Source organism: Corynebacterium appendicis CIP 107643 (assembly GCF_030408415.1).
In the GTDB taxonomy this organism is placed as follows: domain Bacteria; phylum Actinomycetota; class Actinomycetes; order Mycobacteriales; family Mycobacteriaceae; genus Corynebacterium; species Corynebacterium appendicis.
This window is the reverse complement of the sequence record NZ_CP046976.1, coordinates 1,830,011-1,844,293: the sequence shown is the minus strand read 5'-3', so window position 1 is coordinate 1,844,293 and position 14,283 is coordinate 1,830,011. Positions and strand designations below refer to the sequence as shown.

Here is a 14,283-nt window from a genome sequence, read left to right as displayed (position 1 = left end):
TGCGTGGCGCTAACAAACATCTGGACAACTCCCACAACGAAAGGTTCGAACCGACATGTCCCAACTTCCCATCACCCTGTCCGGCAACCTCACCGACGATCCGGTGTGCAAGACCTTCGACACCGGCTCCACCCTGACGCGCATGCGCGTGGCCACCAGCCGCCGCGTGCGTACGGAGACCGAAGACGCAAACGGCAACGCCCAGTGGGCGGATACCGACCTGCTCTACATCGACGTCGAGTGCTGGGGGCAGCTCGCCGTGAACACGCAGGCTTCCCTGGCAAAGGGCATGCCCGTTGTCGTGGTCGGCCGCCTCGTGTCCGATAAGTGGACCGACGCGGACGGCAACTCCCGCTACAAGCACATCATCAAGGCCAACCAGATCGCGTTGGAGCTCACCCGCTTCCAGGTCTCCTCCCGCTCCACCAGCGTGCAGAAGCGCACGCTGAAAGGCATGGACGATGTCGCCGAAACCACGCGCGACGACATCGCAGAGGTAGTCGGCACCACCAAGACCGGTGTCCAGAACGGCGCGAACGGCCCGGCCGGCGACGGCACCGACGGCGTCATCGAGCGGAACGGCACGCCCGAAGAAATGAGTTTCGTCGACCGGCAGCGCGAATCGGCACAGGAAACCCAAGAGGCGCAGGAGGGGCAGAAGGCGCCGGTGCCCGTCGGTTAGCGCAGCTGCTCCCACGCGCGCACCTCCACGTTCCGGCGCGGGGTGCGCGCTGTGCTGCGCGCCAGTTGCCCGCGGTGCCACTGAGCGAGTCTGCGCGCCAAGCCCGTGATGTACCCTTTGTGGTGATTTACGTTTTTCCACCTACACGCATGTAAAGGGGACTTAAGTGGCCGAGTTCATCTACACGATGAAAAATGTTCGCAGGGCGGTCGGTGACAAGGTCATTCTGGACAATGTCACGATGGCTTTTTACCCGGGCGCCAAGATCGGTGTCGTGGGCCCCAACGGCGCGGGCAAGTCCTCGCTGCTGAAGATCATGGCGGGCATCGACCAGCCGAATAACGGCGAGGCATTCCTCGACCCGGGCGCGACCGTGGGCATCCTGCTCCAGGAACCGCCACTGAACGAGGAGAAGACGGTACGCGAGAATGTCGAAGAGGGCCTGGGCGACATCTTCGAGAAGAAGCAGCGCTTCGAGGAGATCGCCGCGGAGATGGCCACGAACTACTCCGACGAGCTCATGGAGGAAATGGGCAAGCTGCAGGAGGAGCTCGACGCGGCTGACGCGTGGGAGGTCGACTCCAAGATCGAGCAGGCCATGGAGGCACTGCGCTGCCCGCCGTCGGATTCCCCGGTGACCAACCTCTCGGGTGGCGAGCGCCGCCGCGTGGCACTGGCCAAGCTGCTGCTGTCCCAGCCGGACCTGCTGCTTCTCGACGAGCCGACGAACCACCTCGACGCCGAGAGTGTCCTGTGGCTGGAGAAGCATCTCCAGGACTACCCGGGCGCCGTCCTGGCCGTTACCCACGACCGCTACTTCCTCGACCACGTCGCGGAGTGGATCTGCGAGGTCGACCGCGGCAAGCTCTACCCGTACGAGGGCAACTACTCCACCTACCTGGAGAAGAAGGCTGAGCGCCTCGAGATCGCGGGCAAGAAGGACCAGAAGCTGCAGAAGCGACTGAAGGGCGAGCTGGAGTGGGTCCGCTCCTCGCCGAAGGCACGCCAGGCGAAGAACAAGGCGCGCCTGGAGCGCTACGAGGAGATGGCTGCCGAGGCGGAGCAGTACCGCAAGCTCGACTTCGAGGAGATCCAGATCCCGACGCCGCCGCGCCTGGGCAACAAGGTCGTCGAGGTCAAGGACCTGAACAAGGGCTTCGACGGCCGCACTCTGATCAAGGACCTGTCGTTCACGCTGCCGCGCAACGGCATCGTCGGTGTCATCGGCCCGAACGGTGTGGGTAAGTCGACGCTGTTCAAGACGATCGTCGGTTTCGAGGAGCCGGATTCCGGTTCGGTCGAGGTCGGCGACACTGTGCAGATCTCGTACGTGGACCAAAACCGCGAGAACATCGACCCAGAGCAGACGGTGTGGGAGGTCGTCTCCGACGGGCTCGATTACATTCACGTCGGCCAGAACGAAATGCCGTCGCGCGCGTACCTGTCCGCGTTCGGCTTCAAGGGGCCGGACCAGCAGAAGCCGTCTAAGGTTCTCTCCGGTGGTGAGCGCAACCGCCTGAACCTGGCTTTGACCCTCAAGCAGGGCGGAAACCTGATCCTCCTCGACGAGCCGACCAACGACCTCGACGTCGAAACCCTGAGCTCTTTGGAGAATGCGCTCCAGAAATTCCCGGGCTGTGCCGTGGTCATTTCGCACGACCGCTGGTTCCTCGACCGAACTTGCACACACATCCTCGCCTGGGAGGGCAATATTGAGGAAGGCAAGTGGTTCTGGTTCGAAGGCAACTTCGGCGACTACGAAGCCAATAAGGTGGAGCGTCTCGGCGAGGAAGCCGCCAAGCCGTCCCGCGTCACGCACCGCAAGCTGACGCGCTAATCCACGCAGCTCACCCACCCGCGCAACCACGATCCGCGCGGGTGGACTCGCTTTAAGAGAAAGGATCCACGGACTCATGGCTGACAACGCCCCGAACAATATCCAGCACATCACGCTGCGCTGGAACGATTTCGACCGGTACGACCACCTGAACAACTGCAAGTTCCTGGACATCTCCCAGGAGGCGCGCATCGCGTTCCTGCGCGAGAATTTCGCCGACCGCGACCAGGAATTCGGGGTGTTCGTCCGCCACGTGGACATCGATTACCTGCGCCCTGTCATGGCGGACACGACCGCGGTCGAAGTGGAGACAACAGTCACGGAGATCGGCAACACATCGTTCAAGACGCGCCAGGACCTCAAGGACCGTCAGGGCCGTGTGTGCGGCGTGGTCAACACGGTGCTGGTCGCCGTGGATCTCACCACCGCCGCCCCGCGCGAGATCACGCAGGCAGAGCGCGGCATCCTGAACGCCGGTTCCGGCGAGTCCGCAAACTAGTGGGTACAGAGACACTCACGGTCGAGTCGGGGGCAGCCGGGCTCAAGGCGCTCGTCGAGCGTGCGCTTCATCTGGAAGCAACAGGTTCAGCACGCTTATCGACGCTTCCTGCCGCCCCCACCCCCTCCGTCGACGTGTTCGTGACCACGCCGTTTAGCTGTGTGGCCTCGCGCCGGGTGGCGGGGCAGGCCTCCCGCGACGGGGCAGTGGTCTCGCTGCAGGACCTGCGCGACGCCCTCGCCGGCGTTACCGATCTAAGCTCCGGCTCCTCCAACGGGCCGTTGGAGATCGGACCGGCACGTGACGCGAATTGGCTGGGCGCACTGCCGCCGAAGTCCGGCTACGTCCAGCGCGATATTGTGCCGGTTCACGTGGTGCGCGACCTCGCTGACCAGGGCCGCCGCTTGGCGCGCCAGTTCTCCGGGCCGATGGGCCCGCCGCGCTCGCTTCTCGAGCAGATCGTGCTCACCGCCGACACCGAAAAGACCGGCGGCACTCCGGTCGATGTGCCGATGCGGATGATCTTCACCTGCACCTCGCTCGGACTCATACCGGGCCCGAGCGCCCCGGTGGAGATCCCGCGGCACATGCGCATCTCCACCGCGGGCCGGTGGATCCGCCTCGATGCCCCGTTCGGCAGCGTCTACTACACCTCCGGCGGGATCAACCTGTTCGGTTAACCCTTATCCGAACAGTTGCGTCAGGTGTTCCGACCCGAATTTCCGGGTCGGGTCCATCTGCTCGCGCAGGGTGCAGAATTCGTCGAAACGCGGGTACATCTCCGCGAAGTCTTCTCGGCCGAGCGTGTGCATCTTGCCCCAGTGGGGGCGCCCGCCCGCGGCTTTCAAGATGTCCTGGATCGCGGGGAAGAACTCGTGCGGATTCATCGCCTTAGACACGTGGAAGGCGATGTACATCGACTCCCGCCCAGTGGAAGTGGACAGCGCTACATCGTCCGCGGCGGTGGTGCGCAGCTCCAGGGGAAGGGGATGAGCCAGTTGCGGCGCTCAAATTCCCGATTGATTTCGCGCACCGCCTCCGGCCCGGCCTCGAGGGGCACCGCGAATTCCATTTCGTGGAAGCGAACCCGGCGCGGGGTAGCAAACACGTCGTGGGCGCGGGAGCGGTAGCGGTTCGCGGCCATGGCGCTTGCCGCGATGTTGTTCAGCACGGGAGTGGTGCGCGGAATCGCCCGTGCGACTGCCAGGGAGGCGGCGAAGGCGCCGTTGCCGATCACGTCGTCTTCGAGGAAACGGGTTAATTTACCGCGCACTTTCGGCTCGCCGCCGGGCGCCCGCACACCGGGGGCCAGGCGCGTATTGGACTTCACCATCGCGCGGCCGGTGTGCGGGAACCAGAACGCCTCGTAGTGGTCGACGGCGCGGGAGCGCTCCTCCCACGAATCGAGCACCGCATCCAGGCTTTCGGCGCCCTCTTCCGCCAGCAGGTCGAAGGCGTCGACGCACTGCATTTCCACCTCGACGACGACGCCCAGGGCGCCCAGTGAGACGGTCACCAAACGGAGCATGTCCGGATCGGGGTCGATGGAGTAGTCGCGGCGCTCACCGGTGGCGTCGATAAGCGAAATGCCGGTGACTGTGCCCGCGAACCCGGTCCACTCGATGCCCGTGCCGTGCGTCGATGTGGAGATCGCGCCGGCGACCGACTGGACGTCGATGTCGCCCTGGTTGGCGAGCGCGAGGCCGAACGGCTGGAGGTATTCCGGGATGCGGTGCAGGCGCGTGCCGGCGAGGAAGCGCACGCGCTTGGTCTCCGTGTCGATGCGCATGATGCCCGCGAGCTTGTCCAGGCTGATCATCGCCTGCGTGCCCGCTGCGACCGGCGTGAACGAGTGGCCGCCGCCGACCGTGCGCACAGATTGGCCCGCAGGCAGCGTGCGCACGATGCGCTGGACTTCCTCGATGGTGGCGGGGTAGTAGAACGCCGTCGGGTTGGTGCTCACCGACCCCGACCAGTTGGTGAAACTTTGGCCCGTGCGCATTTCAGGTTCGCTGATTGTGAAGGTCATCGCAGCGTCCACCCATTTCCTCTGTATGTGTCCCACGTTTCTGCTGTCCCGTCCGGGTGGACGGCGACGATTCCGTCGACGTGCTCCGTCATCTCTCCGGCTTTTGCGTGGCGGAACCACACGAGGTCGCCGACGCGCACGCTGCTCGCGCCCGGCCCGTGGAGCGGGGTCTGCACCTCGCCCGCGCCCTCCGTCGCGGAATATTTCAGTCCGCCGGGGTGCACGGCCACGGGCACGCGGTCCGCGGCGGGCGGGCCGGACGCGATCCACCCGCCTGAGTTCACCGTCGCCCAGCCCTTCGCCGGGATGCGGGAGACCTGGCAGATGAAGAATGCGGCCGCGCGGTGGTTGACGGTGGCGAAGTTGTCGAAGATGACCGGCGTGTAAAAGCCCGAGCCCGCCGCGAGCTCCGTCAGGGTTCCCTCGTCGGCGCTCACGTCCAGCGAGCCCGTCCCGCCGCCGTTGACAAATTCCAGGTCCGCGAATTGCCGCGCCGCGTCGATGCACGCCTTTCGGCGCGGCGCCAGCTGCTCCATCGACGTGCGCCGCAACCACCGCTTCACGGAACCCGCCACGCCCGATTCCGCATCAGCGACCGACGCGACCTGCCCCTCGTACGCCATGACGCCGACCAGACGCAGGCAACGCTTATCGACGATCGCCCCCGCCAGCTCCTCCACCTGCTCCGGCGTACGCACCGGGGAGCGCCGCGGCCCGATGACCGCGCCGGGCAGGTGGAGCGTGCAGTCCAAATCGATGGCCACCCGCACCGGCCCCGCGCCCTGCGCTGCCGCCTCAATCAGCTCGAGGTGCTCGGTGCAGTCCACCATCGCGGTGATGGTCTCGCGCAATTTCTGGTCCGCCGCGAGCTCTCTGAGAGCCGCTGTGTTCACACACGGGTAGGCCACGACGATATCGTCGAATCCCGCCTGTGCCAGGTGGATCGCCTCCGGCACGCTGTAGGACAAAATCCCCTGGAAACCGTCGTGGTCAAGCGCCCTCCGGAGTGCTGCGACGCTGCGCAGCGACTTCGACGCCACCCGGATCGGTAACCCCCGCGCCCGGCCGACCATCTGCTTCGCGTTGTAGTCGAAGGCTGCGATATCCACGGCGGCGTACGGGGCCGCTATCTGCCCGCTCTCCACGAGCGGCGGCACGACCGCGAGCAATGTCTGTGAAGGACTGATCACCGTAGATGGCATGACGCCATCGTAGTTTCAGCAAACTAACTATGTGGGTGTTTTCACGGTGCGAATTTCCCGCACCTGCGCCGCTACATCAAATTGCCGCCCTGCGGACTCATTCCCGGGTGGTCTTCCGGCTGGTTGATCATCATGTACGCCACGCGCTGCATGTGGTTCCACAATGCGTGACGCTGGGCCGGCAGCAGTTCGTCCTCGGTGAACTGGTCGAGGGAATTCTCCATCAGCTGCAGCCAGCGCTCCGCTTCCGCGCGGCCGATTGTGTAGGGGAAGTGGCGCCGGCGCAGCATCGGAGCCCCGCGGCGCTCGGAGAAGGTCTGCGGCCCGCCCCAGTACTGCACGAGGAACCACCGGAGCCGGTCTTCTGCTCCTTCGAAGTCGCCTTCGGGGTACATGGGGCCGATCAGGTCGTCGTCACGCACTTGCTTGTAGAAGCCCCCGACAAGCCGGCGGAAGAAATCCTCCCCGAGTGCCTCATACATCGTTTGGGCCGTGTTCTCGGCGTCGCCGCTCGCGTTGGTAGTCATCCTCCTCATCCTACGCTGCGCGCTTGCGGGTCCGTGAATGTAATCCACCACCCGCCATGGGCGTAATGAACCGCTTGGTCTATTGTGCGAGGAGGATAAGAAAGGATTGTGATGTCTGCCGGATTTAGCACCGATTCCATCCACGCTGGGTACGAGCCCGACTCCCTCTACGGGTCGATCAACACCCCCATCTACGCGTCGACCACCTTCGCGCAGGACGACCTGGCGGTGACCCGCAACGGCTACGAATACACCCGCGTGGGCAACCCGACCATCACGGCGCTGGAGAAGACCGTCGCCGCGCTGGAGAAGGCCGACTACTGCGTCGCCTACTCCTCCGGCATGGCCGCGGTGGATACCGTGCTGCGCATCCTGCTCAAACCTGGCGATCACATTGTCATCGGCAACGACGCCTACGGCGGTACCTACCGCCTGATCCAGCAGATCTTCACCCAGTGGGGGATCGAGAACACCCCGGTGGATATCACCAACACCGACGAGGTCGCCGCCGCGATCCAGGACAACACCAAAGTCGTGTGGGTGGAGACCCCGACGAACCCGCTGCTGTCCATCGCCGATATCCAGGCCCTCGCAGAGGTCAAGGGCGATTCCACCCTCGTCGTCGACAACACCTTCGCCTCCCCGTACCTGCAGCAGCCGCTGGAGCTCGGCGCGGATGTGGTGCTCCACTCGACCACCAAGTACATCGGCGGCCACTCCGACGTCGTCGGCGGTGTCGTGTGCGCCAACCGGCCCGCGGACACCGAGTCGAAAGGCGTGACCGGCGTGACCGCAGCCAGCTTCGACAAGCTGAACGATTTCGAGGACCAGCTTCGCTTCTTCTTCGGCTGGATCGGCGCGATCCCGTCGCCCTTCGACACCTACCTCACCGGCCGCGGCCTGAAGACCCTCGGCGTGCGCATGGACAAGCACTGCGACAACGCCGAGGCTGTGGCGAAGCACCTGCAGGCCTCCGACAAGGTCGCCCGCGTTTACTACCCGGGGCTCGAGGACCACCCGGGCCACGACATCGCCGCCCGCCAGATGAGCCGTTTCGGCGGCATGGTCTCTGTCGCCTTCAACACCGTCGAGCAGGCCGAGACCTTCTGCCGCTCCACCAAGCTCTTCTGTCTCGCCGAATCCCTCGGCGGCGTCGAGAGCCTCCTCGAGCACCCGGCCACCATGACCCACGTCTCCGTCGCAGGTTCCGCGCTCGAGGTCCCGCCAGAGCTCGTGCGTATCTCCGTCGGCATCGAGGACGAGGCCGACCTCATCGCCGATCTGGAGCAGGCGCTCGCGAAGCTCTGACCGGGTCCGCTGGATGCAGATTGCATCCAGCCCCGGAATCACTTAGGCCTGCGCGTCCACCTTGCGGTTCCGCAGTGCGCGGGCGGCGCGGTCCTGGCCCTCGGAGATGATGCGGCGCAGACCAGCCGGGATATCGCTGGCCAGCATTTCATCGGCCTTCGCGATCGCCTCCTCGGAGACATCCCACAGCGGGTATATGCCCTCGAGCGTGCGCTGCGCCATCTCGTTGGTCAGACGCTCCCACAGCTGCGGCGCCACACGGAAGTACTCGTCGGTCAAGCCGTCGAGGCCCTCGCGGGAGAAGGTCAGGCCATCCATGAGGTAGCGGGATTCGAGGTTGGTGAGGTCCTCGTTCACCAGCTTGTCCCACGCCCAGCGCTTATCGACGCTCGCCCGCGCCCTCAGCCTCGACACCGCCCCCTCCGAGGAGGAATCCTTTTCTTCCTCGGCAGCCGACAGATCCAACTCGCCGGCGGCGATGAGCGCGGTGATGGCCAGCCAGCGCACTTCCTGGTTATCTGAGGTCTCCAGCAGCTGCGTGAAGTGGTCCACCGTCTCCTTTTCCGGAGTGAGGCGGGCCAGGGCCCGGTCGAAGACGACAGCGGGCTCGGCGCCGCGGAAAGCGGTGTTGAGCAGCGCCATGCCCTCGGCGCGCCAGTCGTCGGCGACGTACTGCTTGACTGCCTGGGTTGCCTGGGCGAGCAGACGCTCCTGCACACTCGGGTGAGTCTCCTGGCGGGCAAAGCGTGCCACCAGCTGGACGAACTGACGGGCGGGCAGGAAGCCGTCACGCACGGACTCCCACAACGACGACCACACGAGAGTGCGTGCGAGGGAGTCCTCGATATCGCCGAGGTGTTCCAGGGCGAAACGCTGATGCTCCTCGGTCAGGCCCATGAGGCAGTAGGTGAGGTCATCGTCGTTGACCAACGTGAGGTCGTGCTCCACGCCCGCCAGCTCGGGGATCTCGGTGCGCTCGCCGGAGACATCCAGTTCGACTTGTTTGATGCGGGTGACGGTGCCGTCGATAAGCGAGTACAGGCCGACGCGGACGCGGTGCGTGCGCATCACATCGGACTCTTGCACGACGGCGAAGCTGTCTGCGGAGATGTCCGGGCGCAAACGGGACACGCCGGTGGTGCGCAGCCACTGCTGCGCCCAGTCGGACAGGTCGCGTCCCGACGCTTCCTCGAGCGCCCCAAGCAAATCCGCGAACTCCGCATTGGAGTAGGCGTGATTGTCGAAGTGAGTGCGAACCCCGGCGAAGAACTCCTCGTAACCGACATAAGCCTGGAGCTGCTTGAGCACGCTGGCGCCCTTGGCGTAGGTGATGCCGTCGAAGTTCTGCTCGGCAGTCTCGATATCGGGCGCGTCAGCCGCGATCGGGTGCGTCGACGGCAGCTGGTCCTGGTTGTAGGCCCATGCCTTCTCTACCGAGGCGAATGTCGTCCACGCCTCCGGGTACTCGCCGATGCCCACCTGGGCTGTTGCGGCGGACCAGGTCGCGAAGGACTCGTTGAGCCACAGATCGTCCCACCACTGCATTGTGACCAGGTCACCGAACCACATGTGGGCCATCTCGTGGAGGATCGTGTCGTTGCGGCGCTCGAGACGGTACGGAGTCGGCTCGGATGTGAAGACGTACTCGTCACGGTAGGTCACCGCACCGACGTGCTCCATCGCGCCCATGTTGTACTCGGGGCAGAAGATCTGGTCGTACTTGTCGCCGAACGGGTAGGTGCGGCCGAATTTCTCGTGGTAGAAATCGAAACCGTCCTTCGTCTGTGCGAACAGGCGCTCCGAATCCATGTGCGGAATGAGGCTTGCACGTGCGTAGAGGCCCAGCTCGATTGTCCGCTCCTCACCGTTATCGGTGAAGGTGAAGGTATCGGCGACGCGCTCGAATTCGCCGGCGCACACGCAAATGAGGTAGGTCGACAGCGGGTAGTCGATCGTCGTGCGGGTGGTGGCGGTGCCGTCGCCGTTGTCGGTGCGCTCCACGGCCTCGTTGAGCACCACCACATAGCGTTCCGGCGCGGTCACCGAAATCTCATAGGTCGCCTTGAGGTCGGGCTGGTCGAAGCACGCGAAGGTGCGCATCGCCATCGCAGGCTCGAACTGGGTGTACAGGTAGTCCTTGCCGTCAGCCGGGTCGGTGAATTTATGCAGGCCCTCGCCCGTGCGGGAATAGGTGTGGGTGGAGGTCACGGTCAGCTCGTGGGGGCCGGGGGTAAGGGGGAGGGCGCGGCCGTCGATAAGCGTGCCGTCGAGCCTTGCCTCGAAGCTGTCCGCAACGAGGTCGAAGAACGTCTCGCCCTCTTTTGATTCAAACGTCACCGTCGTGCGCGCGGTGAAGGTGTCCGTGCCGGTGATATCCAGCGCGATGTCGTAGTGGACCCCGCTGATCAGCTCGGCGCGGTGTTGTGCATCGGATCGCAGCAAATTCGTCTTCATGCAAACCAACGTACCGTTGGAGGCGTTACCGATTTCTAGAGGAGTGGATTATGACTGAGCAAGTGACTTTCTGGTTCGACGTGGCGTGCCCGTTCTGCTGGCAGACCTCGCGCTGGATGAAGGAAGTGGAGAAGGTCCGCGACGTGAACGTCGAGTGGGTCCCCATGTCCCTGGCTGTGCTCAACGACGGAGCCGATATCCCCGCCGATTATGCCAAGGCAATGGAAGCGAACTGGGGGCCGGCGCGTGTCTTCGCGAAGGTCAAAGCTGAGGCGCCCGAGAAGATCGACGAGCTGTACACCGCCATGGGCACCCTCGTGCATCCCGGCGGCGAGGGCGGCAAGAAAGGCTACGGCGCCTACGACGAGATCATCGCCAAGGCTCTCGAGGAAGTGGGCCTCGATGCGTCCTACGCCGACGTAGCCAACACCGATGATTACGACGAGAAACTCCGCGGCTACCACCAGGGCGCCATGGACGCCGTCGGCGACGAGGTGGGCACTCCGGTGCTCAAGCTCGGCGACACCGCCTTCTTCGGCCCTGTGATTACCCGCGTCCCGGAAGGCGAGGAAGCCGGCAAGCTCTTCGACCACGCCGTCGGCCTGGCCGAGTTCCCGTACTTCTTCGAGCTCAAGCGCTCCCGCACCGAGGCGCCGCAGGTCTAAATCGTTCCGGTGCGGCCCGCGCCGGCGCGGGATATCCGACGTGAAGTTCCCGTAGGCTGGGCGCCATGCGTATTTACCTAGGAGCGGACCACGCCGGATTCGAGCGGAAGAACCAGATCGCCGAGCACTTGAAGGCCAAGGGCTTCGAGGTGATCGACTGCGGCGCACACGAGTACGACGCCGCTGACGACTACCCCGCGTTCTGCATCGCCGCCGCCGAAAAGACCGTCGCCGACCCGGAATCCCTCGGCCTCGTCCTGGGCGGTTCCGGCAACGGCGAGCAGATCGCCGCGAACAAGGTCAAGGGTGCCCGTTGCGCTCTCGCGTGGTCTGTTGAGACGGCGCAGCTCGCACGCGAGCACAACAACGCCCAGCTCATCGGCATCGGCGGACGCATGCACTCGCTCGAAGAGACCCTCGCTATCGTCGACGCCTTCGTCGGCATCGGCCCCGACCACCAGGTGGAGGAGCGCCACCAGCGCCGCATCGACATCCTCGCCCGCTACGAGGAGACCGGCGAGACCGAAGAGATCCCGGCGCCGAAGACACTGTAATGCCCTAGTTTTTGGTCTGACCCGCTCTTCGGAGCGGGTTTTCGGTGTTCTCGGTGTTTTCGGTGGTTTTCGGTGAGCGCCGAGGTTGAGTTTCAGCGCGGTTAGTCCCGTCGTGCCCAGCGCGGTTAGTCCCGTCCGGAATAGCCTCCGCAAAAGGCCAGGTCGGCTGTGACTGCTGTGGCGTCGCACTGCAACGGGACTAACTTCACCTATGAGGGTGCGGAAGTGTCCACTCAAGTGGACACTTTTCCCTCGCACAACCTGCCGCGTAGAGGAATCATTGGCACGCGTGAGGGGAGAACCACGCGTGAGGGGGAAACACAGCAAACAGCAGGGGCTGAGCCTGCAGGAGATCCGGGAGATTGCAGCTGCTTTTCCTCGTGCGGCAGTCACGGGGCCAGCTGCGGCGGTTGCACTGGGGTTTCCCACCTTGGGGTGGGTGGAGGCGGTGGATCTGAGGTATCTGTCGGGGGCCAAGTCGGGGAAACAACCGAAGGACCCGCGGGTGATCTATCGCAGTGGGCAGGTGAGGTCTGACCTGGTCCAGGAGCACAATGGCGTTACAACTGTCCATCCGATTCACGTGCTGTTCGACATTTACCGCTACTACGGCAGGCTCGAAGCGCTGGTGCCCTTGGAGCATGTGCGTTTCCACCAGCGCATTTCCCAGGAAGAGTTGCTGGATGCGGTCCACAGCATGTTGCCCAGGGCGAACGGGATTCGGGGGTTCGAGGAATTGGTGGGGTGGAGCGCGGGGACGTCGCAAAGCCCGCTGGAGACGATTGGCCGCGACGCGGTGCTACAGGCGGAGATTCCGGAGGTGCATTCCATCCAGTTCCAGGTTCGGTTTGAATACACCGGACCGTTCGGCGAGTACCGGACAGCGGTGGTGGACGCGCTCATCAACGGGTGGCTCGTCGTCGAGTTCGACGGCCGCCTGAAGTACGACGGGACGTACGGGGCACCCACCGATGTGGTGCTCGCGGAGTTGGAGCGCCAAAAGCAGCTCCAAAGTCTGGGGCTTACCGTCATCCGGGCGGGTTGGCGCGATGTGATGACTGGCAAGCTCGTGAGCGATATCCGCCGCCTTCTGCGCGCCCACCCCAAAGCCGCTTGATCAGGAATGCCACTGCGCGAGCCGTTCGCGCAGAATCTTTTCCGCGTCGTCGTGGGCGGCGCGATTTCCTTCCACCGTCCCGCCGAACATGATCTGCCACCCGTTCGGGACATCATCGGCATCCGGGAAGAACGCGTGTCCCGCGTCCGGGTAAACGTGCGCCTCAATATTCCCGCCCTGCTCCGCCAGCGCACGCGCGGCATCGGCGGACTGCCACATCTGGTCGTCTTCGCCGCCGAAGAGCAGGACGTTTCCGCCGAAGTCGCCGAGCTCAATAGGTGCCTCGTCCGCCGCATTCCGGGCCGCGCCCTCGTATGTTGTGCGGTAGGAGACGGGGTATTCCGTCGCCATGTCCCACGCGAGTTTCACGCCAGCGCTTATCGACGTCTCCCTGAACGACGCATACCCCACCGTCTCACCCCGGTCGGTGAATGAGGGCAGCTCCTCGCCCCTGGCGAAGTCCAAGCCGCTGTACGAATAGTGGGATGGCGCGAAGGCGACAAGATTGTCCACCGGGTAGCCGCGCGCTGCGAGCAGTTCCGCGAATTCCGCGCCCTTCGATGTTCCGATCACGGTGACGGGGCCGGAGCCTTCGGCATTCTTGCCGATGTAGTCGATGACTTCGTCGAACTGCTCCAGCGGGACATTCGCGAGGGTCGGTTTCTGATTCGGCTGGCCGAAGAAGAACAGGCTTAGGACTTCGTAGCCGTCGCCTGCAAGCTGCACCGCACGGTCGTAGTCCGGGGACCCTTCCGATCCGCCGTAGACCACGACGACCCCGCGGTGCGTCTTTTTCTCTGGGCGGAAGTGGAAGCCGTTCAGGTACTCGCCCTCGATGGCGGTGACGCGTTCGGAGGTGGCGTAGGAGGATTTGTCCGAGCTCAATCCGCTATTCGACGCCTCTGTGATCGGATACTTCTGCCCGTTATAGGCGCGCAGGCCGACAATCACGAGCACTAGCACGAGAATGACAGCTAATAGCCCGAGCACGACTTTCCCGATGACGCGCAGTGCTTTCATGCTTCCACTATCGCACCTTTTTGGAGGTCAATGGGTCGTGGTGGTTTGGGTGTAGAGCTTGAGGCGGGGGTGACCGCCCACAAGTGTGTACGTGCTGGTCATGAGTGCTTCAAAGGTGTCGTCGCCACGCACAGCGGTGGCGTTGTAGACCAGGGCGGCGGAATCGGTGCCGAGGGGGATGACTCGGGGATCGCGGATCTCGTAACGGTCCCATGCGGGTGCCTGGTTCATGGTGCTGGCGATTGTGGGCTGGTCCATGACCATGCCGTTAACAAGCACCATGACAGCGTCGTCGGTCATGAGATCGCCGTAGAAGGTGCCGCCGGTCTGGGCGCACAGTGCATCCCAACCATCGTGTTCGAGCTGGAGGAGAGTGTCGAGGTCCATGG

General features: G+C 64.5%; 13 protein-coding genes and 1 pseudogene. 8 read left to right on the top strand and 6 right to left on the bottom strand.

Annotation, left to right across the window (positions count from 1 at the left end; genetic code table 11):
• The first annotated feature begins 55 nt into the window (after positions 1 to 55).
• From CAPP_RS09035 to CAPP_RS09020, 4 genes are all read left to right on the top strand, one after another.
• A complete protein-coding gene (locus CAPP_RS09035; protein ID WP_076599617.1) occupies positions 56 to 682 on the top strand; it encodes a single-stranded DNA-binding protein in 627 nt (208 codons plus the stop codon).
• 166 nt (positions 683 to 848) lie between these two features.
• Positions 849 to 2,519, top strand: a complete 1,671-nt coding sequence (gene ettA, locus CAPP_RS09030) for an energy-dependent translational throttle protein EttA (RefSeq protein ID WP_076599618.1) — start codon at positions 849 to 851, stop codon at positions 2,517 to 2,519.
• 76 nt (positions 2,520 to 2,595) lie between these two features.
• Entirely contained in the window at positions 2,596 to 3,018 is a 423-nt protein-coding gene (locus tag CAPP_RS09025) for an acyl-CoA thioesterase (RefSeq protein ID WP_076599619.1), read from the top strand.
• Complete coding sequence (locus CAPP_RS09020) at positions 3,018 to 3,698, top strand: DUF8185 domain-containing protein (RefSeq protein ID WP_076599620.1); 681 nt, start codon at positions 3,018 to 3,020, stop codon at positions 3,696 to 3,698. Before CAPP_RS09025 ends, CAPP_RS09020 begins: the two co-directional genes overlap by 1 nt.
• A 3-nt stretch (positions 3,699 to 3,701) precedes the next feature.
• On the opposite strand, the pseudogene CAPP_RS09010 reads toward CAPP_RS09020, so the two are convergent.
• From CAPP_RS09010 to CAPP_RS09000, 3 genes and pseudogenes are all read right to left on the bottom strand, one after another.
• Positions 3,702 to 5,020, bottom strand: a pseudogene (locus CAPP_RS09010) (D-arabinono-1,4-lactone oxidase).
• Between the two features lie 23 nt (positions 5,021 to 5,043).
• The gene (locus CAPP_RS09005) at positions 5,044 to 6,249 is read right to left on the bottom strand and encodes an alanine racemase (RefSeq protein ID WP_076599621.1); all 1,206 of its coding nucleotides are present in this window, start codon (positions 6,247 to 6,249) and stop codon (positions 5,044 to 5,046) included.
• A 71-nt stretch (positions 6,250 to 6,320) separates the two neighbouring features.
• Complete coding sequence (locus CAPP_RS09000) at positions 6,321 to 6,776, bottom strand: globin (RefSeq protein WP_076599622.1); 456 nt, start codon at positions 6,774 to 6,776, stop codon at positions 6,321 to 6,323.
• 111 nt (positions 6,777 to 6,887) lie between these two features.
• Between CAPP_RS09000 and CAPP_RS08995 the strand changes: the two genes are divergently transcribed.
• On the top strand, positions 6,888 to 8,084 hold the full coding sequence (locus CAPP_RS08995; protein WP_076599623.1) for a cystathionine gamma-synthase: 1,197 nt from the start codon (positions 6,888 to 6,890) through the stop codon (positions 8,082 to 8,084).
• Between the two features lie 42 nt (positions 8,085 to 8,126).
• Here CAPP_RS08995 and pepN read toward each other — a convergent pair whose 3' ends face one another.
• Positions 8,127 to 10,538, bottom strand: a complete 2,412-nt coding sequence (gene pepN / locus CAPP_RS08990) for an aminopeptidase N (RefSeq protein ID WP_076599624.1) — start codon at positions 10,536 to 10,538, stop codon at positions 8,127 to 8,129.
• A 50-nt stretch (positions 10,539 to 10,588) separates the two neighbouring features.
• Here pepN and CAPP_RS08985 point away from each other — a divergent pair, with 50 nt between their 5' ends.
• The 3 genes from CAPP_RS08985 to CAPP_RS08975 all read left to right on the top strand — a co-directional run bounded on the left by CAPP_RS08985 (position 10,589) and on the right by CAPP_RS08975 (position 12,874).
• Positions 10,589 to 11,203, top strand: coding sequence for a DsbA family protein (locus CAPP_RS08985; protein WP_076599625.1), 615 nt, complete (start codon positions 10,589 to 10,591; stop codon positions 11,201 to 11,203).
• Positions 11,204 to 11,268: 65 nt separating this feature from the next.
• Positions 11,269 to 11,757: a ribose-5-phosphate isomerase gene (locus tag CAPP_RS08980; protein WP_076599626.1), complete on the top strand. Its 489-nt coding sequence runs from the start codon at positions 11,269 to 11,271 to the stop codon at positions 11,755 to 11,757.
• 307 nt (positions 11,758 to 12,064) lie between these two features.
• On the top strand, positions 12,065 to 12,874 hold the full coding sequence (locus tag CAPP_RS08975) for a putative endonuclease domain-containing protein (RefSeq protein ID WP_076599627.1): 810 nt from the start codon (positions 12,065 to 12,067) through the stop codon (positions 12,872 to 12,874).
• Here CAPP_RS08975 and CAPP_RS08970 read toward each other — a convergent pair whose 3' ends face one another.
• A complete protein-coding gene (locus CAPP_RS08970; protein WP_076599628.1) occupies positions 12,875 to 13,894 on the bottom strand; it encodes a dienelactone hydrolase family protein in 1,020 nt (339 codons plus the stop codon).
• Between the two features lie 27 nt (positions 13,895 to 13,921).
• A complete protein-coding gene (locus tag CAPP_RS08965; RefSeq protein WP_076599629.1) occupies positions 13,922 to 14,281 on the bottom strand; it encodes a nuclear transport factor 2 family protein in 360 nt (119 codons plus the stop codon).
• Positions 14,282 to 14,283: the final 2 nt, after the last annotated feature.